Below are 23,298 nucleotides of genomic sequence, written 5' to 3' on the forward strand. Positions count from 1 at the left end.
CTTATGGGCAGAGTTGAGTTATTTAATATCTTGGGCATAAAGGAGTCACCACCGAAATTATTTTTTTATTTTAAATGGCTTAGTCGGTGGAGTGAAATCTGATTCCCAAAGGATTCCTTCTACTATAGCTACTTCGTCCAATACAGCCCCCATTGAACGAATACTTATCCTACCTTGATTACCATTATAATAAAGAGGAGAAGTTGCTGTCTGTTTTAGTATTCCATCAAGGTATACATTAAACTGATTAACATTTGATCTATATGTAATTGCAATGAAGTGAAATATTCCATCATCGCCAGAAGGGATATCTCTTAATGCTTCAATGGATACCCATTTATTTAATGAGCTGTTAGCCAATAATAATGAGAAAAAGTATTGGCTGCTTTTATATAGATTAAAACCTATTTGAGCAAACTCAGACCAGTCAGAAGTACAATTGACTCTCACTCCTATTGAATTCTCCGATGCTAAATTAATCTTAGAATACCAGCAAGCTATAGTAAAATCCTTACCATACATATTTGCATTTGGAACGTTAACCGTTGCTATTCCTGAAGAAAGGGCATTATCAAATTTTCCGGTACTAAAAGACGAACCACTATAAGTCAGAGCATTTCCTACAGCATCAGTTGCTACTGCTCTATCTAAATGTGTAAGACAAATAGGATTAGACAAATATATTTCTCTACCTTCTTTTTCCGTCATCACTATTCTTTTCGGCATAACCTCCTCCTTACCTTATATCTGGTATAATTACCGTTGTTACACTGTCATTACGCTGAACAACTGTTCCCTCCTCTATCTTTGATTTTGACATGTAATGAGGCGCTGCAGCTTGCCGATAACCGGCAAAAGCGATTGTTGCCACTGCAAACAGGATCATCAACTCCTGCTTAACTGTTTGTCTCTGTAGTATTGTTTGCATTGTCTTGTGTATTTAAATCCAAGTTAAGTTCAAACGTCAAAAAATAAGGATAGTTCGCTTTTACGTCAATTTGAGCTATCTCTTCGACGGTTGTAGCGGCATAAGCTGCAGCCTCGTTACTTGCCTTGAGGTCGTATGTACGCTTTGCGTATATCTCAAGCAATGGCAACTTATCCAATGCCCATACAATAGGTACATCTATAGACTGCGGAGGCGTGCCGGTTGTCCACAACTTAGTAGTTGTTTGACCGTCCGCCTGCAAAGCTGGCAGGGTAATGCTGTATAAGGAATTACGCAAATCCTTATCAATCCATAACTCTACGTTAGCAATCTCAGTACCACCGGATAGGACGGAGACAAAGAATTTATTGCTAAACTCGTCCTGTGCTACTATCTCCTGCAACTTTGCTTGTCTGGCCGTCTTTAACGGATCAGGTTCGGGGGCTGGATCAGGTGCAGGAGTTAATTCCATTTTCCAGACTTCCAATGGTGTAGCATCAGGATGCGCGACATGAAAAGCTGACTGTTCGTCACTGAGGAGTAGAAAAGCTCCGTTCTCGTAATCTTCTATGCTTACCCCCGTTTTGTAAGAAAGAGGAAGGACTTTTTCTGTTTCCCAGAATGGGATTGTTTTGTTAATGTATATCATAATCTATAAATTTTTAAATAAGTTCCCCAAACGGTCTAGTGTAGTAGCCGTTTGTTTTGTAAAGCATTGCTACATAGATATCAGACCAATACACTCCATAACAGCCTACGGTACCATACTGCGTAGAAGCTAAAGAATAATCCGTTTTATCAGATATACCTCCTCCCAGCAAGCTTAATAGTTCGTCTATTTCTGTCTTGTTATCTCGTGCAATAATCCATTCACCAACCGCTGGTAAATATCCTCTTTGCCCATTTGGGAATATATAATTAAAGCAATACCCTGCTGCAGGAGCATTGCCTGCTCCAAGCTGGGATATAATGTGCTCTGTATTTGATTTACCGTTATAATCAGTTTTTGCAGTGTCTATATTTGTAGTAGTAGTAACCCCTGTTAGTAATTTACCATTTCCTCCATAGCTTAATTTTGTGGGTGATTGATTTAATGCTACAAGAAACTCAGCATTAGGATTTATTACTGCTATACCATTGGGTATTAAATCACGTGTTGTTCCTAGCCATTCAGCTTGTGTGTAATAACGCCCTTTAATGTCCTGTATATATACACCTTCGGCTGTAGGCTTTTTTCTACCGGTATCATTTGTCATTATTATCCTCTTTGGCATAGCTCACCTCTTTTCCATTTTGAATTAATTACTCAATGATTCTACAATTTTTTTCTCTCTGTCCGAAAGTTCCCAAACTATGATATTTTCTTTCTCTGCTGCTGCTTTCTCTGCCGCTACTTTCTTCGACAATAAATATCCTGCTCCGAATATGCCCTTCTTATGCGTTTTTTGACTATCTAGTCCTCTTATGTGATATACATCGTTCTTTTTAAATTGCATTGATACACCACGTTCTAAGCACCATTGCATCGCTGAAACGGTAAGCACTTCATCAGGATACTTATATTTTGGTAGATTTGCCTTTTTTAGTTCATTTATCTTTTCCAAATCCCGGTAAAGATCAGGATCAGACATCGCCATTGTATCGTCAAATAGATTAGATATGAACGAAGTCTTAACCTTTGCGCCATTTTCATATGTAATGGAAGCACCTACAACTATTCTGGTATAATCTACTCTTGGCGAAAACAATGTCAAATGTGGAGCAAAAAGAAAGAATTTGATATCATTGTCAATATAAAATCTAGCTATTTTTGATATAATAGAAAATGGAGGATTATCAACAACAATACATCCATCTGGATATTCGTAATTCTCGTAGTCTCCACCTGGATAAAATGGACGCACTATTTCCGCGCCTTTTATATTGCATTTTTCTGAAACATATTTCAACACGCAATTATATACTTCAGAGGGAGTGTAGCAATCATCTGTAGTTTTCTTCGTTTTAAATTTATCTACAAATGCATCATAATCCTCAAACACTGTTTTTTTATTGTTTCTATCCGCCATCATTTATTTATAGTTTTTTCCGTTAATTAATAAACCTTAGTCATAACCCAATAAAGACCGTGCGAATACCTCACTGATATTTCTGCGTGTCCGTTTGCCGGTATAGTTATGCTTGTTTCGCTGCATAACCAAGAGCTCCCGTTTGGCAATGGTATGGCAAGATCGGATGAAGAAGCGCTTTTGATGTTGATCATAAACTCCTCGCCCTCTGCCGGCACGCTAGCAAACGACAGAGCACTTACAGCCGAAAGAGTGGCCTTGATGGAGTAATTTGTAGTCGGTAGATTAGTTAAAGATGTTACTGTTGCTATTGGAGTAAACAATACCACTTTTTTATACATTCCGTTATCCATAAGAGCCTTTGTACCATCACCTTTTGTTGTGAGTTCCAAAGACCCTGCTCCGTCTGATGTAACCGGCTGGTAAGTTAGCTTACCTTCTATGCTAAAGTTACTTAAATCAATTGAGAAAACAACAACCATTATAAATAAAGACCGAGTAACATCAAAAATGTATAATCCTTCTTCTGTTTGATTGCTGGGGTCTTTGAAAAATGATATACATACCGGAATGGCAGACATTGCATTGACTCCTTCAGCAGGGGTTCTAACAAACTTTTTGCCTGCTTCAAATGCTGTTTTAATTTTATTAAATCCATCTATTCCACCAAAAGCATTCAATACTTCATTTGACGTGCTTTCCGTAGTCAAAGCGAATACAGCCTCAGGGATTTCTATAAGATCACTTTCTGACACAACTTCCGCCCACCCTTCATTCTTCCTTCCGTACGTCTTTCCATCGGCTGGTGCATCGACAGAGATAACACCGTCTTGCCCTTTCAAGCCTTCCAGTTGCTCAGGCGTAAACATATCATAAGTAAATGGTGCACCCGTGTTACCTTTTAAAGAGGCAATAAATTCTTCTACTGTTTTACCTTCATTACCGGGCTGGGTTAACCAGATTTGATAAGCAGATTCGCCTTTTAGCTGTTCTAATTGCTCTGGAGTAAAGTCAGCAAAAGTAAATGGATCGCCTTTGCCTCCCTTTAATTCGTCTTTCTCTGCCTGTGTCAAATCAGCAAATGCCATCTTATCACCGGTATTACCTTTCTGAGCGACAAGCGACCAATTTGCACCTTCCGTGGGCGTATTACCTATATTATTGTTTATAAGGCTTACCCAGCTACTACCAAGGTACGACACAACGTCCAGCCTGTTGTATGTTACCCCAGCATCATATACCCCTTTGGGGACATAAGCCACTCTACCTAAATCTACTCCTGCCATATATTATTGTATTTGTGGGTTAAATATTAAATGTCCTGATTCGTTAACCTCAAAAGTTGCCGGATCAGTAATGTTGTTAACGATAAGGTGGGCATCATCGTTAATCTCAAATGTCGGATAAATGATACCGTCACCTGTTGACTGAATTTCTGACCAAGCGCCATCTTGACGGGCGTATTGTTTGCCATCCTTCGGGGCTTCAGGGAAATTATTAGGCTCAATATATTTTACCCAGACACCCGTAGATTCGTCATTCACTGATGGCACAAACAAATACTTTTCATCCTTTACCAATCCTGTTCCGACAGCAGTAACGTTCCCTGTACCCGGCATACCCTGTGGGACAGTTACATTTACTTTATACTTCTGTACACCTTCCGGTGTTTCTCCGTCAGGAACAAGGGTAAACTGAACATCTGTACCAGGTAATCCGGTTGTTGCTGTGCCAGCCTCAAATACAGGAGTATCACCTTTATCTCCTTTGCCGCCTTTCTCGGTAACGATATTGATTTGGTAAATTGGGTTGCCTTGCGCATCTACACCTGTTTGTTCAACGGCAATGGAGGGATCAGCACCGGAAGTATTTGTTCCGGCTTGAAACTGTGCCGTCTTACCATCCTTAACCGTCAACATTTTATTGTCAACCTCAGTTAACTTCTGCTGTACGCTTTCCGCCAATGATGTACGTGCTTGATCCGCTTCCCCTGCAGCCGTATTAGCATCAGCGGCGGCGTCAGATACATCGACAAGAGCCTGGTTCACCTCTTGCGAAATACGAGTCATTTCTGCCCCAGCATCCTCAGCCGCCTTGTCTGCTCTCCCAGCTGCAGTGTTGGCCGCGTCTGTTGCTTTGGTTGCATTACTGATTGCAGTCGTTATATTGTCGGTGGCCGTTTTGAGCCATTCCAAAGAAACCTTTACGCTTTTGTTTGCAGCATCTACGCCAATCGTGTAAAGGCCGACAAGAGACCCAACAAGGGGTAATTCTGATATTTTTTTCTTTTTATTCGCCATATCCTAAATCTATTACTGTTTCGCCATCATCTTCCAATACTATTAATTCGCCTCCTTCGGTGGCCAACAAATATTCTGTTTCGCCAACGCGGAATACTGTAAATACCAGCGTAAAACTAAACTCAACAAGTACAGGATTACTTATGCTTAAAATCTTAAAACCGGAACTTTGCTTGTAATAGCAAGGGTATTCCTCTCCGGTGTAATCTACATACAATTGCCTTTCCTCCGGTTGTATTAATGCAGCAAAAAAAGCATCATAACATTGCCAAAAGGCATCCATTGAAACGGCTTTAAAATGGCATTTAAACGTTACATCCTTACTTTCAAATACGAGGTGATCCACGTCATATATCTGTCCATCCGTTGTGCTGACTTTGCGGCAAAGATTCTTTTTTGCTGCCGGAGCTTTTAATAATTCATTGCGGGCAACATCAACTACAACACCGTAATCGGCAAAAGAAACGCCATCCAGTTCATAACCTGAATCCCGGATAAACAAACCCGGATCAGGAAGTGATGCAACCGGACGAACCGGTGCATCTTCTATGAACTTTAATGAGAACTCGCGGGCAGACGGGTAGACCCTGTTTGCCAGCTGATCTGACAAGCGCAGTTGCCACGTACGTTTTAAGATCGGCACATATAAAGTATGGTACCCCGGATTGCTTACATAGGCTATGAAATCAGACGCATCTATATTGGGATCGCTTGCCAGGAAAGATATTGTAATATCTTTTTCTTGCAATCTTGGTTCGGATAAATCAACCTCTATGCCATCTTCTTCCGGCCAATCGTTTTTATCCGGCTCTTTCAATGCCGGGAAGGTCAGCAAATCTTTATAACCGCCTTTTGTCACCCATACACCGAAACGGCTACGGGCACTTACACCATCTATGTAGCAATTATCTATCATGATTTTCTAAGCAATATGCCGTTATTGATTATCTGTTGGAAATTACTTCGCATGGACGTTATGTCTTTTTCAATGTTTTCCAGCCGGTCTGTATTGTTTGCTATCCGGTTCAATGTGCTCAATCCCTGGACAAGCAACGTGTTGATATTTGTTATCGCCTTACTTGTTTTGTCTTGATAGATCAACAGGGCATTAAAATTGCCGTTTAACTGGTCAGCGCTGTCCTGACTCATGGAAGCAATGCCTTTTGCTGCCGCTGTCCTGCTTGCTTCCGCACCAACCGGTATGCCTGTTATTTTTTCCGTATCTTCCAATTGTTTGGCAGCATCAGCAATAATCTTGTCATATTGTGCTCTCAGGTCTGCTATCTTATCGGCCGTGAGCCCTCCACTGCTGGCGGCGGCAAAACTTTCATACCACTGCCGGAGAGGTTCTTCCAACACCTTCATCTTAATGCCTTGCAATACGGCAGTGTTTAGCATTTCTTGAAAACTATCGGCAAAATCAGCGGCAGAACGTTTCCCTTCTGCAAATCCCTGAATTATACTGTCTGCAATACTGTCAACCGTTGTTCCTGTCCACGCTTCGCGCATGGCTTCCGCTTGGTCTGCCAACATCTGGTTAATGTCCGCACCTTCTTCTTTCAGTTCTTTTAGTTGCTCAAACAGTTTGGCTACTTTATCTTCCAGTTTGCCCTCCGTGTATAGCTTTTCAATGTCCTCATAGCTTTTGCCGGCAAGGCTGCTGTATTCGTTCCATGTTTTCGCTTTTCGGAACCAGGTACCATGTTTATAACCTACACCGCTGATATAATCCTCTCCTTGTATTTGCGCCAGCAAACGTTGGTATTCGTTGGCAGAGGCTTGCTGTTGTTTGGCCAGTTCCGTTGTGATTCGCTTGTTATACGCCAGAGCGCTTTCTCCGATTTCCTGTTGGGTACGTAAACGTTCGCGAAGCATAAGTTGATATTTCCGTTCTCCTTCAATTGCTTCATCATAGTATTTTTGTTGTTCTTCACGGGCTTTGCGGTTCATTTCCTTAACCTTTTTGCCCATAGAAAACACGGAACCAATACCTTTGATGATACCGGAAACTCCCCCAATGATGTCTCCCTGCGTCAGTTTGGCTATGCCTGTGCCTACATCAAACACTGCCTGTGCCAATTCCATCGCCTGGTCAATCGCATAAGTTACATCATCGCCAAATACCTGTCCCAGAGGTTTGCTTAAACTGTTTATGTAATCTTTGGCAGCAGAAAAAGACTTTCCAAGCTTATCCAGTGCCTGGGTTAAATCTTTACCTCCCTTTATGTCGGATATAAGTTCCTTAAAGTCATTAGACAAAGACTTGAACGGATTACGTTCCCTAAGTTCATTCTCTAGCTTAATGACGGCATCCTGAAAGACTTTGATGTCTTTAGGCGAAAAACCTGTCAGATCGGTACTTTTCGCCTGATCCAGTAATTTCTCCAGTTCTTTGGTTGACTCCCTCGACAAATCACTGAACAACCGGGTAAACATATCGCTTTCTTTCAATAGCGCATTACCATACGCCTCTGTACGTGCTTTTACAGCGTCTTCAATCTGTTGTTTTTCTTCTTCCGTTGAGTTTTCATTGATACGGGAACGAAGGAAAGCAACATCCTTCCGGTAGTTTTCTTCCAGGGTGGCTAACTTTTGGAATCCGGTCTGGTATGTTTTCAGTAAGTCTTTAAATTTGGCATCCGCTTCTTTGTCAGCTTCGTTCAATGCCTGATTGATGACATTTCCTTTTTGTACCCCGGTTTCTGATTTGTCACCAGCATTCATTTCCTGCAATTTCAATAATTCCTCTTTAAGCTTTGACAAATCGTTTCCATAGAGAGTCTTTAGCTTTTCGATTTCTTCTTTCATCAGGTCGGCGGCAGACTTTTTACCTTCCAATTGGCTTTTTTCATAATAGAGAAAAGATAGAGCGTCGTTATCATCCTTGGAACGGTTATTCTTCTTTTCCAATTCCACTATTTGCTTTTGCAGGTATTCCCGGTAACTGGCTCCATCCTTAATTAAAGACGCATAGGCTTTATCAGCGGCAGCTTTACCTAAATTCTCAACCTGCTGGTAATACAAAGCGTAAGCCTCTTTTTTCTTATCCAATTCCTTTTTTAACAAATCAATGGCGGTTTTGGCTTCTTCTTTGTTTATCCGGTTTGTAATACCATTTTTTAGACGGATCAAAGACAATTGTTCACGTATTCCGTTTGCTTGTTTATTCAAGTATTCCACTTTCAAACGAGAATCCTCATCATTGGCAGCTCTATCAGAATGGGATAACGTATGTAATTCTTTTGTTAAATCCATTTTCCTTTTAGCTAAATCAGCTTCTTTCCGTGAAGTATCATCAATGATTTTATTGATTTCTTTTAAAGCTGCCAGTCTTTCCTTCTCTGGGACTTGTTCATCTCTAGCTTTTTCTTGAAGTTTTAGTTTTTTGATTTCATCTTGGGCAATCTGCTCATTTAGCACACGCGTTTCATCCTTGATCTTATTTAATTCTCTTTGAATCTCTCCCTGTCTCTTACTTTTCTCAATAGTATCATCCATCCACTCAGACGCCTTCTTTCCGGCATCTTCTATACCTGTCTGAAATTGCAGGAAAGCGTTTCCAAAATCCGCAAATCCTTGTTTCCAATCCTCAGAAAATATCTTAACAATGGCGCTTCCCATCTTGGATATGGAAGATAAGCGGTTCATGAATTGCCCTTTGATAAATTCGGACAGGTCGGATAATGCTTTTTTCGGATTGGTAAATGCTTTATACAGCCATTCGCCTACATTATCCACCACATCCAACAGGCTGTCAAGTACCTGCCCGAAAGTAGCTGTTGCCACAGCCAAAGCATTCTCTCCTTCTTCTGTCCGGTGGAACCAGGACGTTACGGCCGCCAGCCCGGCGGCTATAGCAGCAAGGAACATTCCTAACGGAGTCGCAATAAAAGCCAGCGCCGCTTTTGTCATTTTACCGATAGCCGAAGCTGTCTGGCCAACCGGGCCCGGTGTGGATTGGATCGTCTGTAACAGGCTTTGCCCGCTTCCGGTAGCATCCTGATAAGCCTTATCCAGTCCGCTAAGTTCGGATTTAAGTGTGCTTATCTGTGCAAGTAACTGTTGCCCTTCCTGTCCGTTACGGTTGGCGGACGATAACTTGCGGTAGGTTTCTTCCAACCTGGCAAGGGCTTCCTGTTTGGCTTCAATAGAGCCTACCGCCTCGCGGTCTTTTTGGATGGATTCATCCAAAGCAGCCATATTATCCTGTATGCCCTGCCTCAAATCCGCTTCCTGGACAGACAAACGGGCTTTGGTTTCCGCATAGTCTTTAGCAGAGATAGTACCTTTTGCTAACGCATCATCCGCTGCTTTCTGGGCAGCGGCTAGCTGGCGGAGCGAATTAATATCTTCCTGGATCGATACGGCCAGTTTACGGTTGTTCGCACTCATGGCATTAAAGGCTTCGTTACTGTCTGCCAATAACCGTTTGTAGGTGTTGGCGGATTCATTGCGCAGCCCCTGAATACCCAGCTTAACCTTGGAGACTTCTTCGCCCAGGTTGCCGTTAAATTCAAACGTTACATAAATCGGCTCCGTATTCATATCAAGCTAGTCCTAAAAATTTTAATTCTTCGTCTTCCGTTTCTATTATTTCCTCTTTTGCTTCGGCCGTTTCTGTCTCTTTCAGCTTCCCCTGGTCATTAACCATCATCATCAATACGCACCACGGGATTCGGTTCATTACTTCATCAAGCGTAAACACCCCTTGTGATACCAATCCGTAGATACGCCCGAATGGGCTATGGGGAGGTTCATAATCCTCCTTTAACTCCCGTTTCCTGTCTGGCTCTCCGTCGGCTGCGTTATCCTTAAATTGCTCACCGACGTGATAATACTCACAAAATCCTCCCCTCCGCTAATCAGCACGATAATGTTTGCCAGTTCCGCCAGACTACGCATGTCCATATAGCAACGCAGGTATAAGGCAAGCGGACGGTTTAACATCCAGGAGGCAATGGATCCCCGTATCATTCCATAGGCAATAATACGCGATGCCGGCACCAGGTTCTCAGCGATACATTCCATTAAAGTACCCAATTCACCTGCTTTCAATTCTTTCAGGTTTATACCCATTTTGACTAACAGGCGCGATATACGCAATAGGTTCTGGGCAACCGGACGTTTTACCCATACAGGTATGGTCTTCTTGCCAAACACCCGCATGATCCACGGTGCAGGGAGTATTATTTTAAGCCGCCGATCCATCAGGGCATCGGCGGCGTTCATTTCTACCGTATTCATTATGCAGCCGGTTTAGGTTCGCCTAATTTGTAAATCTCATACGGGCCGTCGTCTTCGCCGTTAGGTGCCATTGCCTTTGCCGTTATTTCAATTTGGGCAATTTCGGTTTGTGTAAGGTTCCAGACAAAGCGGGCTGTTATTTGAGCACGCGGAATGTCAATAACCACATTGTAGCGGCTAATAGCCCTTACTGCCTGTTCTATTGTTACCGTGTCACGGGGGGCAACGTATTTTTCAACGCTGTACGTTTTACCATCAACAATAACATCAACCTGTTTTGTTGCCCCTCCGAATACTGTTATCAAGGCCTGGTTATCCCATTCCATCAAGTTCCACTTCAACTGCTTCAATCCGGCTTCTGTAGGTACGGATTCTTCTGGGGCAGTCGGGACTTCCTCCGAATAAAAATCCTGTGTCTGGTCATTTTCGGTATTAAAAGATGCCGTGCCTTTAAAGGTTTTACCTAGTGCGGCCAATGCTTCCGGCATTCCTCCGGCCGGGTTTACGGCACCTGTCAAAATTTTTTTCAGGCCTACGGATCGTGTTTTTTTTATTTCTGTCATTTTCGTTTGTGTTTGATTATTAAAACGCTTGCTATTGTAAGGATGATGCCTGTTAAAACACCATACAAATACCATTTAAACGGGTTTTCAGGAGGCTTGATCTGTTCCTGCAGTTCGGTGTTTTCTTTTTTTAGTCGGCTTAATTCTTCTTCATAAGTGTACACCAGTTGCTGCAGGCTGTCGCAGGTTGCCGTTGCAATTATATTCCCGTCCTTATATCCCAGTTTAAGGGTTGCCTGCCCGGATTTCTTTTCATAAACCGCCCCGGTGGGCAGATTACGGAGGCTGTCCGTCGGGATTATCAACTTTGCCAGGCTGGACGGGATTGTCGCGAGGGTAACGCTTACCCTTTTGTTCCACTGTAGACTGTCTAGCGCGCTGGTATTTGTTGTTCTGTTTGTAGTTCTGCAACTCGTAACGGGCAGGGCAAGTATCAAAATGCTTGCAAACAACCAGCTTATACAACATGCTTTCCAGCGATGCCAGTTTTTCAAGTATGTTCCTGTTTTCATTATACAAATTGAGTATCGTTTCGTTATCCCGCTCCGCCATGATCCGGGATATTTCGTCCTTATCCAATACGCTTTTACGGCGCGTTGCTTTCAGGTTGATAAGCCAGTTCACAAAAGCAACCAACCCGCCTGTCCCCAGCATGGACAATAATAAATCCCAGTTCATAGCGTCACTTTAGTATTAAGAAAAATATAAATCGGCCTCTGCCTTGCGGCGGCGGATCAGTCCGGCCAATACCATACCACCTGATTTATTCCAGCGGCTGAACTCATGACGGATATTTGTGTTCAGGGGGTTCGCTTTGACACATTTCAGTAAAGTTGATTTGATAAAGCTGCCTGTACCGACATTAAAGCAAAACGACACCAGTGCATCAAACTGGTTCTGGTTGATACCGGGGCATTCCCGGTTTACAACGGCTTCAAACTGTCGTAAGTCTTCCGCCAGCAGTTGTTCCGCTTCCTGTTCGTCTATCTTATCCCCAGGCTTGACACCCTTAGTGTGCCCATAGCCAATCGTCCAGACGCCTGCCGGGCATTTGTAGGCCTCCTGCCGGAGGCTTTCAAATGACTTGATCAGGTTGATTCCCTTATATCCGGTTCTCATGCAATCGTAGAATTTGCCAGTTCAACATACGCGTTACCATCCCACATCAGGGTGGTTACCTTGGAGGCTGCACAATTGGCGCCGCCGACGGTCGCCACTGCCGTACCTTCATTACGGACAATCATCAACGACCCGGCTTGCACCTTCGTTTCCACATCAATTGTCTTTTCGGCTGTGGGTGCAACTGTTACCAGAGCCGGGTTAGCATCATGTACGATACCTGTTTCAGACACTTCACGTTTTACTGCAACGGGGAACGGGATAGTTACCACGCGTTCGCCTTCTTCGTTGTAAGGGGCGTAGAAGTCAAAACTCCTACGCGATTTCATATTGATATAGCTCATTTTATATAATGATTAAAAAGTTAAACATCAGGCTTTCGGGGAGTAAACGGCACCCAGGTATTTACCCGTTACAGGCGTAGCCACGCCACGCATATTAAAGCCAACCACATCTCCACGGTACCCCGGATCATTCAGTCTTGAATACATGTCAACCGTACCACGGGCACGGGCAACTGCTTCCTGGTAATAAAAGAGTGAGCAAGGAGCATCTGTAGCAGAGACAGCAGCATTCCAGGCCAGTTTCTTTCCGGTTGTACCGTTATAGCGTGGATTAAGAGAGGAACGAACAACAGTAAAGGAGAACAGTTTGTTTTCACTGTAGAAAGCCTTATACATATCCATATCCTGCAGGCGCAAATCCATTGCATGCAACGGGTTCAAAACAAGGACACGTTTATCCAGTGGTATTTCCAACTCGTCAAATACCAGTTCCATGTCCATTACCTTCTCGTATGTCATGGACTTATACCCACGGGCATTGGTTTTTCCGTCCGATGCTTTGACAGGCGTAAACTCCCCGTTTTGTGCCGGTGCCCAGTTAAAGGCGGCAAGGCGGGCAAACTTCTGGCGGAGGGAATTACGGTGTCCTTCAATGACACTCTGGCGTTTTTCGGCGGATTCCTCAATCTCAATTGCATTGATATGCACCGTGTTTTCGGTATCAAAGCGTTTGAGGACAATTTCATGAGGTATATCCGTACGGACAGCCACCGGGATGGGGTATTGTTCATTGTCGATATATACAGCCGGATCAACGCCTGCTTCCTGTAGATTCAGTTTGTTATTATCCACCCAGGCATCAAGGCTTTTGGAATAGGTCAAAAACGAATCCGCAGGATAGAACTTTTCAATAATCTCAGGAATCCAGATTTCACGGTTCAGCCCTTCACACAGGCAGCCTGTCATATTCAAGGGAATAAGTGACAATCCCATCTGTACGGCAAACATAGCCCCGTGGCTGATACCTAATGTATCGGCAAATATCCCGCTAGTCAGGGCGTTAAACAATAGCGCAGTTACCAGCGCAACAATAAATTTTGCTTTCATTCTTACATTTTGTTTTATATGGTTTATACTTGTTTCAGGCCGGATATTTTCCGTATGCCTCAAAAAACTTCTGTTTATACAACTCCGGCTCTTTCTTCAGTTCTTTCAGGCGGTCAGCCTTAACGATGTCGGCAAATGCCATATCCGCCAACTTGATTGCACCTTTATCACCGGCATAGGTTTGCACTTGTGCCGCTACCGATCCGCGGGCTGGTATAGCCTCCAACTGCGTTTTGGCCTGCTCATAATTGCTGTCAAACATGGCCAGCCAGGCATCTTTCCCTTTGGCATCCAGACGGCCGTCTTTAATGGCTGCATCTACCAACCCGATAGCAGCAGCTTTAGCGGCGTCCTTCTCCTTTTTCTCAAAGGCTTGCAACTTGGCAGTCAGCGCCCCGTTCTCTGTTTTCAATGTCCCGTTCTCCGTTTGGAGGTTGTCGCGCATCTGGATGATTTTACGCACTTCGTCGGCAATGGCCTGTTCGTTGGCATTATCCGACAGTTTTAATAGTCCTGTTAAAATTGTCATTTGTACTTCATTTTTATATGGGTTACTACCGTTTCCGGTATCGAATAATTTTATAAGCTGCTTTTTGTCGCTCAGGTCTATGCGTTTGTTTTCCTTATCATACATGGCCAGTGCATTGTGGTTACTCCCGATGGGACAAATGGAACCTTCACGCGCAAGCCATTTGGTAACCGTAGGCAATTCCTGTCCGGGTAGCATCAGGGCAGGATCGGAAGATGTTTCAAGGGGAGGCCATGCACCGATACTGGCCGCTTTCAGGTAGCCCCGTTCTACTTTCCCCATGATAGCAGCGACCCGTTCGTCTTTTTCGTCAAAATCAGCATCAGCCAATATCCGGTTGCCTTCTTTGCGGATATTCTCCCATCGGCCGATCGGCAAATCCCAATCATTATGGTTAAGGAGCATTACCGGATTACTGATAAACACGGAAAGGTCAGCCCCGGAGGTGAGCATACGGAATCCCTGTGTGTTAACTGTATCATCGTGTAATATAAATGTCTTTTTCGCCATCGTTTTTTTGATTTTCTACCCCAAAGTTGGAGGCTTAAAATGAGGTAAAAAAATCAGTTTGTAATGGTTACGCTATTTGTGCAGTTTATTTACATATATCTGTAGACCAATACAATACGATTATTCTAGTCGGTTTCAGGTCTGTACTTTTGATGGTGTAAACCAATAAAAAAGGTATATAGATGGGAGCGGATTTAAGCATAAAACAAAAAAAGGACTGGGCGAAAATGCTCTATTTGAAAGAACATCTTACGCAGGCCGAGGTAGCCGAACGTGTGGGAGTGAGTAAACAAACCTTATGTAAGTGGGTAAAGATCGAAAAATGGGAGGAATTGAAGACCTCTGTCAGTCTTACACGCGAGGAACAACTGGCCAACCTCTACCGCCAGGTAGCGGAGATTAACAAGGCCATAGCCGGACGTAAAGACGGCGAACGTTTTGCTACGTCTAAAGAAGCCGATACGATCAACAAACTGGCATCTACCATTGAGAAGATGGAAAAAGAAACAGGTATATCGGATATTATCAGTGTGTCTAAAGGGCTGCTAGACTGGCTACGCAAAACCGATGTGGAAAAGGCCAAAGAATTAAGCTACTATTTTGACGCATACATAAAGGAGAGATTGAAATGAAAACGTTCAAAGCGATAGACAAACAGGCCATTGAAGACTGGGACGGATATCTTAAGGCACTCCGTAAAGATACGGCTGTCGATTTCGACATGGATTATGCCGAACGGCAAAAACGGCTTTCTTACCTGGAAAGCCACCCCTTACTATGGATGAAAGAAATGTTTCCGAACTATGCAAAATATGAGTTTGCCGAATTTCAGAAAAAAGCTATAAAACGGCTCGTATACAGCCCCAAGAACTGGTATGAAGTCTTATCCTGGGCGCGTGAACTGGCAAAAAGTACCATTGTCATGTTCGTTGTACTGTTCCTGGTACTTACCGGAAAGAAACGCAACATCATCCTTTGTTCCAACAGTAACGACAATGCAATAAAGCTCCTGAGCCATTACCGGGCGCAACTCGAAGCCAACCAGCGAATACAATTCTACTATGGCGACCAAAAGGGGTTTAAATGGACGGAAGATAACTTTATTACGAAAAATGGGGTATCTTTTATAGCCGTTGGCGCCCGCCAATCTCCCCGCGGTGTAAAGATCGAAGAAGTACGCCCTGACACAATATTGGTTGATGATTACGATACGGACGAAGAATGCCGGAACCCGGAGATCGTTAATGACAAATGGAACTGGTTTGAACAGGCGCTTTATTTTACCCGCTCTTTTTCCGAACCGCTGCTTACCATCTTTTGCGGTAATATCATAGCTAAAGACTGCTGTGTAGCCCGTGCCGGAAAGAAAGCAAGGGAACTTTCAGAGCGCGAGCATCCAATCGGTAACTGGGATATTATCAACCTGCGCATGGTGGACATGAACCACCCTGACGCAAAAAATGACTTTGCCTATGGAACATCCGTCTGGCCGGAAAAGAACGACGAGGAAACGATAGACGATGTACTGGCACAGGTAAGCGCCGCCAGTGCCCAAAAAGAATGTTTCAACAACCCGGTGACGGAAGGCAGTTATTTTAAAGAGATTAAATGGGGCGCTATCCCGCCTCTACATAAATTCCCGTTCCTGGTCAGTTATGGAGACCCGGCACCATCCAATAAAGTCGCCAATAAAAAGGGGGTAAAAAAACTGGGATCATACAAAGCAAACTTTCTTGTAGGCATATTGGAAGGCAACCTCTATGTGATAACAGGGTATCTGGATCATGTAAAGAATGAAGAATTTGTCAACTGGTACTACTACCAACGTGACTATGTGAAAGACAAAACACAAGTCTATAACTTTATTGAAAACAACAAACTCCAAGACCCTTTTTATGAGCAGGTCTTTGTTCCGCTTTTCCAAAAGAAATGGGAGGAAACCGGATATATTATCCCAATCTCCCCGGATTTACGTAATAAGCCGGACAAGTTTGCCCGTATAGAGGGGAATCTTGAACCCCTGAACCGTGCCGGGCGTATGATACTGAATATTGCCGAAAAGGACAACCCTCACATGGCTCGCCTGGAAGAACAATTCCTGTTGTTTGACGACGGACTGCCGGCACCTGCCGACGGCCCGGATGGTGTAGAAGGCGGCTTCTATGTCTGCCAGCAGAAAATGGTATCACTAAAGGCCGGAAGTTGCACGGTAGGCACCCGGCCACGGAACAATAAACGATATTAATAACCCAATCCATTATAACACATGGCATACCTGACATTACAAGAACTAAGCACCCACCTGCACGATGAACAGGTGGAAACCATTACACGGGGAGACAATACGATTGCCGAAGCGGCTATCGATGCCGCCATTGCCGAGGCGCGCGGCTACCTGACCCGGTTTGATACGGCGCGTACCTTTTCCGCCTCCGGTAGTAAACGGAACCAGCTACTGCTGATTTTCGTAAAGGACATTGCCGTATGGCATCTTATCAACCTGTGCAATGCAGGGAGTGAATTACCTCTCAGGCAAGACCGGTACGAACGTGCCGTTGACTGGCTCAAAGCCGTACAGCGTGGCGATGTTTCGCCCGATCTACCGAGTAAGGAACCGGAAGGAGGAAAAGCCGAAAAAAACAATCCGATCGGCCCGGTTGCCTACGGGAGCAATCCCAAGAGGACACAGCATTACTAGAATGAGCGTTTAAACGCTGTTTAAACTTTTGCACAATCAATCCAAAATAAAAAGATGAATCATGGCAAACAAAAAAAAGAGAACGCTTCAAACGGGCTTAAATCAGCCCGGTAAAAATAAAGCTCCGGTACATACCGAAATACTGGTACGCCCCATACACCGCGGGATAAATGATATTGGTACGTGGCGAAGCGCGCTACGCCTGGCGGATATGGGGAACCGGACAAAACTATATGACCTCTATACAGACCTCCTGATTGACGGCTACCTTTCGGATGCAATCGACAAACGTATCGATGCGGTAACGGATGCCGACCTGGCATTTACAATTAACGGTAAGCGTGCCGATGTGATTGACGACCTGATGGACACACCGGAATTTGAATTGCTCCTGCGCGATATAATGTTATCCCGCTTCTGGGGCATAACGGTAGATGAATTTGACTTTAAGGACGGACTAAGCTTTAAATCAATACCGCGTAAACACATCCGTCCGAAAACAAAAGAGATAGCAATACGCGAAGAAGACGAACACGGCATACCTTATGCCGGCAACGATCTTATTACCCAGTTCGGACAAGATGATGACTACGGCATACTGCTCCGTGCCGCGCCTTATGTTATTTACAAACGGGGCGGCTTTGGCGACTGGGCGCAATTTGTCGAACTGTTCGGGATGCCCCAGCGTATCGGAAAGTATAGCAGTATGGACGAACAAAGCCGCCGCGCATTGATACAGGCCTTTGAAGAGGCTGGTTCCGCCCCGTATTTGGTAATACCCAAAGAAACGGAAGCCGAACAAACCACACTCAGCAACAGCGGTAACGGGGCTCTTTATAATGACTTTCGGAACGCCTGCAACGAGGAGGTACTTATTACTATCCTGGGGCAAACCATGACAACACAGGACGGCAGTTCACTTTCCCAAAGCCAGGTACACATGGAAGTACAGGAAAAGAAACACCGCGCAGATCGCCGTTTTGTGGAACGCATGTTGAATAAGTTCTTTGTTCCGTTACTTGAAAAACGGGGTTATCCGGTATCGGGTGGTAAGTTCAAATTCCTGGATAAGGCACAGGAGATAACGGTAGCAGAGACTGTACAGTTGGCGGATATATTACCTATACCGCAATCTTATCTGTATGACAAGTATAATATTCCATTACCCGAAGGAGACGAGCCGATAGCACGGAAGGAACAACAGCCGCAACTTATTTTACCGCCAGACGATGATCCTGATAATCCGGCCGATCCTGACGGCCAGAAAGACAAGAAACCGGATATAAAGAACCATGACCGTAGCTGGTATCTCCGTTTGTGGGATTTTTTCGCAGGAGCCCCGCAAGCCGGGGCATTGAATGGAAAAGCCCGCATACGGCTGAGTGATGACACGTTGGAAAACAGAATCATTAACCGGATAGCCGAAAGTGGAGGCGGACTTTATTTCGATAGCGAACTATTCAATTTTATTTCCGGCGATCTGGTAGCCGCTATTTCAGAAGGTAACAACAAGAAATTGAGACTTGCAGATACCGGGGTTACATACGGGGCAAGGGATGATGCGTTTACCACGGCTATGGAAATAAACCTCTTTCATTTCTCAGCCGCTAAAACATTGGCAGAATTGCAGGAATTAAACAGCCTGTTCCGGGAGAGCAACAGTTTTGAAGACTTTTATCAGAAAGCATCACAGGTAACGGAAGTTTTCAACAAGCAATGGCAGAAAACAGAGCATGAGACTGCGGTATTAACGGCGGAATCGGCAAGTAATTACCAGCGGCTTGTCAAACAAACCGACCTGTTCCCATACTGGGAGTACAAAACAGCAGGGGATGATAAGGTACGGCCGGAACATGCCGAACTGGATGGATTGATATTGCCGGCTAATGATCCGAGGTGGAATAAGATATTCCCGCCAAACGGGTGGAAATGCCGCTGTTATGTGGTTCCGCGTATGGCGCATGAAGTAGCGGGCGTCAATATTAAGGCTATGCAGGAAAGGTGCGACGCTTATTTTGATACGGCCGAATGGCAACAGAACAAAGCCCAGCATTGGGATGTGAACAGGGGTAAGACGGCAGAGGTATTCACCCGCAACCAGATGTATATACAGAAATTCCCTGACAAGGCATCAAAGCTGGTGGGTAACCTTTATTACAATGATTACGGGTTGGATTCATTCGGGAAGAAACTGGGGGCAGCAACAACAGAAGCCCCCCTGTTTGAAGGCAATACGGATGAATGGCTGGCCTCTCACCGGTTGATAAAGGATTACAAAGGACGGGATGTCGAACTGACGGAGAATGTTTTCAAAAAGCACACGGCTGGGAAGTACACGGAAACACGTATTCCTTTGCTTGATTGCATGGTTGATACGCTTTCCAGGCCGGATGAAATATGGATCAACGATTATGTAAAAGGCGGGGAGTTTAGGAACATGAACTTTATCAAGTTTTACTCCGGCAAGGCTATAAACGTGGTGTGTGACGTAAAGAACGGGACGGTGTACCGGGTGGCAACGTGGTTTGAAATAGAACAAAACCCACGGATCAGGGAGGTATCGAAGAAAAGCCGGAAAATAGATCCCAGATGGAGGTACCGCCGGGGGCTGTTGATAAAAAAATAACGCGGTGACAAGTCTTTGCGTCCGTCCGCCTTATTGGAATGCCTGCACGAGGTTTTCCGCTTTACCGGATTGGATAGCCAGTTTCCTATCGCCGCTTCGGGTTAACGCATCGCTCCGCTGTATAAAGCCCAAGCCTTCATAATGCCCCCATCACCCGCGAGGGTGGCATCGTCTATTCACCCCCGGAACTATGCGCTTCTGATTACAAATATATAAAACTTTTTGATATGGATTTCAACGGATTAGAAAATTATTTAACCACCCTGCCGGACAAAGTGCTGGACAGGGCATCCGCCATAGTGGCGGAGACGGCCACGGAATATTATAAAAGACGCTTTACCGAAAAGGCTTTTGACGGAAACCCCTGGGTGCCGCCCAGAATCCCAAAGAAAACAGGCTCCCTGCTGATAGACAGCGGGAAACTTTTGAACAGCATCCGCCCGGCTTATGTAGGGCGTGATAAGGTTGTTATCTCTGCCGGAAACGATCAGGTAGGCTATGCCAAAGTACACAACGAAGGCTATGCGGGATCGGTGGTAGTGCCTGCACATGTGCGCCGAACGCGAAAATACGGGGATGTGAATGTTAAGGAGCACACCCGCCAGGCAAACATACCACAACGCCAGTTTATGGGTAAATCGGATGAACTGGCAGCGGAAATACACAAACGGATAGAAGGATATATAAACTCATTAAAATAGACAAACCATGAATGCAGAAATATTTATTGCGCTATGCGACCATTTGGAGAAAGAAGTACCGGAACTACGCTGGATAGATGAAGACGAAGGACAACTGAATACGGCAGCAGATATACGACCGGCTGTAGATTTTCCCTGTTGTCTGGTAGATATCCAATACCCTTCCTGCCAGGATGAAAACGAAACGGAGCAACTTGTTACCGCAAACATTACTTTACGTATAGGATTCCAACCTGCCGGAGAAACGAACAGTAAAGCGCCGGAAGCCGTACGGCGTAAGGCACTGGAAAGGCTGGATATAATAGAGAAGATACAAAACTGTATGCAAGGCTGGACAGCAGAAGAAATTATTTCACCCGTTAGCCGGAAAAGTGCGAGATCAACTGTACAAGCAAACAAGGTTAAGGTATATACTATTGTTTATGGGACAACGTTTATGGAACTACAATAAATAAAGCGGGGTGGAGTGCCCCGCTTACTTATTATTCAAAGGTTTCTTTTTCGATTTCCAATTCTGACCAGATGGTATATAAATCAACCGTTTTACTATGTAATCCAATTAGGATATATTTATATCCAAGTTTATCATGACAGTAATACCAAGGGGCATTGTCTTTTCGCTTAAGAAACATCAATTCCTTATTATCATCTTTTTTGTCAATCTTCAAAGAAAGGTTTGCCCCTGAATCTTTAAAATATTTTTCAATGATAATACTATCATTTTTTTGATAAATTTTCCGTTTAACAGTATTAGTGGCTATCACTGTATATCTTGAGCTGTACTTATATTCAGAATCATAATTTATTTTGTCTTGTGACCAAGAAAGAACAGGTATCAAAACCAATAATAACATCAATAGTCTTTTCATATCAAATCAGTTTAATTATTATCCCAATTCCAGCTAGGGAACTCCTTTTTTAGTTCTCTAGCTTCTTTTTTTACTTTGTAAAGGTCGTTTAAATAATCACTCAAATCAAGTAAAGCATTGCTTATTGTTCGTTCTTCTACAAAAAATTCTTGTTTTGAAAGGATATACATTACATCATCAAACCGCCTGCGGCGTATCTCTGTCCAATAATAATAACGAGCAATCAAGGTACGATTACGATCATTTACACGCATACGACGATTCGAAAGATCGGTTTCAGAAGTTGCAGGCATTCTTACCCGTCTCCTTCTGAGTCGTTCCGGGACTGTTGTCCCAACATCAAATCCTAATTCGTATTGTTCCGGCATATTCCTATACTTTGATTACAAAATAAAGGTCATAAACAACACAAGCCAAATAAAACAGTAATAAAAACAAAAGGCAGCAGCTTCACAGCTACTGCCTACCTAAAACTTAAACTATGAAAAAATACTTTTTCAGCATTAAAAGTATGAATTGATTTGAAATTAGCAATAAATTCTAATGGAAAAACATATTCCCTGCCAATACCGCCGCATTTTCTTCTTTGCTTAATCCAATATAGCGCATAAATGCTTCTTCTGTTTTGTGTCCGGTGATTTTCATGATCCGAAGTGCCGGTATTCCGGCTAAAAACATATTGGTCGCGGCGCTACGTCTACCTGAATGAGAACCGATACGTTTCCATTTTTCGACCATCAATGAAACCCGTTCCAAGCCTATAGTACGCTCGTATGGTACAGACTGGGTAATTCCGACTTTTCGGCACACGCTTTTTATGACTTTATTAAAATATTGAATACAAGGACATTTGGGTAACTGGTAGTTGTATTTACGTAAGATTTCGCGCACATACTTCGATTGCGGAATAATTACAAGGGTGCCAGTTTTCTGTGTTTTGATCTGGATTACATTGTCAATAAAGTTGTCCTCAGTCAAACGGGAAAAGTCGGAATAACGCAAAGCTGTCTGGCAGGCAATAACAAACAAGTCACGTACTACAATCTCTGATTTTGTCAAATTACTATATACGTATATCCGGGTGATCTCGTCCCGATCCAACGTAACAACGTCGTGCTCGTCCATTTTAACATTAACGTCAGAATAGGTATAATCAATATCATACCCGCTATAAGAGGCCATCTTTAACAATGTCTTTATATGGCATAGGTGGCCGGCAACGGTGGTACTCATAAGTTTTGCCGTAGCTTGTAAGTAATAAACAAAATCTTCCATCATTTCCATGCCTATTTCGTAGGTCATTGGAGCAATATTGTTGATCCTACAAAACTTGACAAAGTGATCCAGTACGTTTTGGTAACAATGTTTTGCTTTAACTGATTTCCGGCATTTGGCAAGATAGGTGGCTGCAAAATCGCAGAATAGGATGCCTTTAGAACTTGTGTTAACAGATAGATGATTGGAATAGGACGGAAATCTGTTTGTTGATAGGTTAAATACTTGTGCTTCCATAGTTGTATATTTTTCAAAGTAAAGCCCTATCTTTGTAGGACATTGGTTAAACACTGCTTATCCGGCGGTTAAACGCCGCGTGAGAGTTTACAGAAGTCGCCCGGCTGCAACTGGGCGACTTTGCTGTTCTATTTAGAGAATTTCATCTTTTATCTGATTTGAAACAAAAATGTCCGAACTTAGATACCGCCCGGACATAAAAAAGGCGGTAAGTTTTGAATTTACCGCCTACAAACTGT

27 protein-coding genes are annotated in these 23,298 nt (G+C 43.7%); 6 read left to right on the plus strand and 21 right to left on the minus strand.

Annotated features, from left to right (window positions below):
• Positions 1-57 precede the first annotated feature (57 nt).
• The 18 genes from C4S38_RS08070 to C4S38_RS08140 all read right to left on the minus strand — a co-directional run bounded on the left by C4S38_RS08070 (position 58) and on the right by C4S38_RS08140 (position 14,653).
• Complete coding sequence (locus tag C4S38_RS08070; RefSeq protein WP_160034671.1) at positions 58-708, minus strand: LamG-like jellyroll fold domain-containing protein; 651 nt, start codon at positions 706-708, stop codon at positions 58-60.
• A 28-nt stretch (positions 709-736) separates the two neighbouring features.
• Positions 737-928: a hypothetical protein gene (locus C4S38_RS15730; protein WP_146059463.1), complete on the minus strand. Its 192-nt coding sequence runs from the start codon at positions 926-928 to the stop codon at positions 737-739.
• Entirely contained in the window at positions 897-1,577 is a 681-nt protein-coding gene (locus C4S38_RS08075; protein WP_103983298.1) for a hypothetical protein, read from the minus strand. The genes C4S38_RS15730 and C4S38_RS08075 overlap by 32 nt, the downstream gene beginning before the upstream one ends.
• Before the next feature lie 13 nt (positions 1,578-1,590).
• Positions 1,591-2,202 carry a hypothetical protein gene (locus C4S38_RS08080; RefSeq protein ID WP_146059464.1) on the minus strand — a complete coding sequence of 204 codons (612 nt, stop codon included), beginning with the start codon at positions 2,200-2,202 and terminating at the stop codon, positions 1,591-1,593.
• 24 nt (positions 2,203-2,226) lie between these two features.
• Entirely contained in the window at positions 2,227-3,000 is a 774-nt protein-coding gene (locus C4S38_RS08085) for a chromosome partitioning protein ParB (protein WP_103983300.1), read from the minus strand.
• Between the two features lie 23 nt (positions 3,001-3,023).
• Complete coding sequence (locus tag C4S38_RS08090) at positions 3,024-4,283, minus strand: hypothetical protein (protein WP_103983301.1); 1,260 nt, start codon at positions 4,281-4,283, stop codon at positions 3,024-3,026.
• A gap of 3 nt (positions 4,284-4,286) precedes the next feature.
• Entirely contained in the window at positions 4,287-5,297 is a 1,011-nt protein-coding gene (locus tag C4S38_RS08095) for a phage tail tape measure protein (RefSeq protein WP_103983302.1), read from the minus strand.
• Entirely contained in the window at positions 5,287-6,213 is a 927-nt protein-coding gene (locus tag C4S38_RS08100) for a hypothetical protein (RefSeq protein WP_103983303.1), read from the minus strand. The genes C4S38_RS08095 and C4S38_RS08100 overlap by 11 nt, the downstream gene beginning before the upstream one ends.
• Positions 6,210-9,842, minus strand: a complete 3,633-nt coding sequence (locus C4S38_RS08105) for a hypothetical protein (RefSeq protein WP_103983304.1) — start codon at positions 9,840-9,842, stop codon at positions 6,210-6,212. Before C4S38_RS08105 ends, C4S38_RS08100 begins: the two co-directional genes overlap by 4 nt.
• A 1-nt stretch (position 9,843) precedes the next feature.
• Positions 9,844-9,981, minus strand: a complete 138-nt coding sequence (locus tag C4S38_RS15820; protein WP_160034676.1) for a hypothetical protein — start codon at positions 9,979-9,981, stop codon at positions 9,844-9,846.
• Between the two features lie 83 nt (positions 9,982-10,064).
• Positions 10,065-10,541, minus strand: a complete 477-nt coding sequence (locus tag C4S38_RS08110; protein WP_103983305.1) for a hypothetical protein — start codon at positions 10,539-10,541, stop codon at positions 10,065-10,067.
• Positions 10,541-11,104: a hypothetical protein gene (locus C4S38_RS08115; RefSeq protein WP_103983306.1), complete on the minus strand. Its 564-nt coding sequence runs from the start codon at positions 11,102-11,104 to the stop codon at positions 10,541-10,543. The genes C4S38_RS08110 and C4S38_RS08115 overlap by 1 nt, the downstream gene beginning before the upstream one ends.
• Positions 11,101-11,409 carry a hypothetical protein gene (locus C4S38_RS08120; RefSeq protein ID WP_234999324.1) on the minus strand — a complete coding sequence of 103 codons (309 nt, stop codon included), beginning with the start codon at positions 11,407-11,409 and terminating at the stop codon, positions 11,101-11,103. The genes C4S38_RS08115 and C4S38_RS08120 overlap by 4 nt, the downstream gene beginning before the upstream one ends.
• The gene (locus C4S38_RS15825) at positions 11,381-11,782 is read right to left on the minus strand and encodes a hypothetical protein (protein ID WP_160034679.1); all 402 of its coding nucleotides are present in this window, start codon (positions 11,780-11,782) and stop codon (positions 11,381-11,383) included. The genes C4S38_RS08120 and C4S38_RS15825 overlap by 29 nt, the downstream gene beginning before the upstream one ends.
• Before the next feature lie 15 nt (positions 11,783-11,797).
• Positions 11,798-12,223 (minus strand): lysozyme, encoded by a 426-nt coding sequence (locus tag C4S38_RS08125; protein WP_103983307.1) that lies wholly within the window; start codon positions 12,221-12,223, stop codon positions 11,798-11,800.
• A complete protein-coding gene (locus C4S38_RS08130; RefSeq protein ID WP_234999325.1) occupies positions 12,220-12,552 on the minus strand; it encodes a hypothetical protein in 333 nt (110 codons plus the stop codon). Before C4S38_RS08130 ends, C4S38_RS08125 begins: the two co-directional genes overlap by 4 nt.
• Positions 12,553-12,594: 42 nt before the next feature.
• Positions 12,595-13,614 carry a hypothetical protein gene (locus C4S38_RS08135; protein WP_099465862.1) on the minus strand — a complete coding sequence of 340 codons (1,020 nt, stop codon included), beginning with the start codon at positions 13,612-13,614 and terminating at the stop codon, positions 12,595-12,597.
• A gap of 34 nt (positions 13,615-13,648) precedes the next feature.
• The gene (locus C4S38_RS08140; RefSeq protein WP_099465850.1) at positions 13,649-14,653 is read right to left on the minus strand and encodes an HK97 family phage prohead protease; all 1,005 of its coding nucleotides are present in this window, start codon (positions 14,651-14,653) and stop codon (positions 13,649-13,651) included.
• Positions 14,654-14,835: 182 nt separating this feature from the next.
• On the opposite strand from C4S38_RS08140, the gene C4S38_RS08145 reads away from it, so the two are divergent.
• The 6 genes from C4S38_RS08145 to C4S38_RS08170 all read left to right on the plus strand — a co-directional run bounded on the left by C4S38_RS08145 (position 14,836) and on the right by C4S38_RS08170 (position 21,129).
• Positions 14,836-15,285: a helix-turn-helix domain-containing protein gene (locus C4S38_RS08145; RefSeq protein ID WP_103983309.1), complete on the plus strand. Its 450-nt coding sequence runs from the start codon at positions 14,836-14,838 to the stop codon at positions 15,283-15,285.
• Positions 15,282-16,898 carry a DEAD/DEAH box helicase family protein gene (locus C4S38_RS08150; protein ID WP_099465852.1) on the plus strand — a complete coding sequence of 539 codons (1,617 nt, stop codon included), beginning with the start codon at positions 15,282-15,284 and terminating at the stop codon, positions 16,896-16,898. Before C4S38_RS08145 ends, C4S38_RS08150 begins: the two co-directional genes overlap by 4 nt.
• Positions 16,899-16,919: 21 nt before the next feature.
• Positions 16,920-17,351, plus strand: coding sequence for a phage protein Gp36 family protein (locus tag C4S38_RS08155; protein WP_099465853.1), 432 nt, complete (start codon positions 16,920-16,922; stop codon positions 17,349-17,351).
• Positions 17,352-17,412: 61 nt separating this feature from the next.
• On the plus strand, positions 17,413-19,977 hold the full coding sequence (locus C4S38_RS08160) for a phage portal protein family protein (protein WP_103983310.1): 2,565 nt from the start codon (positions 17,413-17,415) through the stop codon (positions 19,975-19,977).
• A 227-nt stretch (positions 19,978-20,204) separates the two neighbouring features.
• A complete protein-coding gene (locus C4S38_RS08165; protein WP_103983311.1) occupies positions 20,205-20,678 on the plus strand; it encodes a phage virion morphogenesis protein in 474 nt (157 codons plus the stop codon).
• Between the two features lie 7 nt (positions 20,679-20,685).
• Entirely contained in the window at positions 20,686-21,129 is a 444-nt protein-coding gene (locus C4S38_RS08170; RefSeq protein WP_103983312.1) for a hypothetical protein, read from the plus strand.
• A gap of 31 nt (positions 21,130-21,160) precedes the next feature.
• Here C4S38_RS08170 and C4S38_RS08175 read toward each other — a convergent pair whose 3' ends face one another.
• From C4S38_RS08175 to C4S38_RS08185, 3 genes are all read right to left on the minus strand, one after another.
• The gene (locus C4S38_RS08175) at positions 21,161-21,547 is read right to left on the minus strand and encodes a hypothetical protein (RefSeq protein ID WP_146059465.1); all 387 of its coding nucleotides are present in this window, start codon (positions 21,545-21,547) and stop codon (positions 21,161-21,163) included.
• An 11-nt stretch (positions 21,548-21,558) separates the two neighbouring features.
• The gene (locus tag C4S38_RS08180; protein ID WP_103983314.1) at positions 21,559-21,915 is read right to left on the minus strand and encodes a hypothetical protein; all 357 of its coding nucleotides are present in this window, start codon (positions 21,913-21,915) and stop codon (positions 21,559-21,561) included.
• Between the two features lie 172 nt (positions 21,916-22,087).
• Positions 22,088-23,059 carry a site-specific integrase gene (locus C4S38_RS08185; protein ID WP_103983315.1) on the minus strand — a complete coding sequence of 324 codons (972 nt, stop codon included), beginning with the start codon at positions 23,057-23,059 and terminating at the stop codon, positions 22,088-22,090.
• Between the last annotated feature and the right edge of the window lie 239 nt (positions 23,060-23,298).

The organism is Parabacteroides chinchillae, assembly GCF_900108035.1.
GTDB classification, from domain to species: domain Bacteria; phylum Bacteroidota; class Bacteroidia; order Bacteroidales; family Tannerellaceae; genus Parabacteroides; species Parabacteroides chinchillae.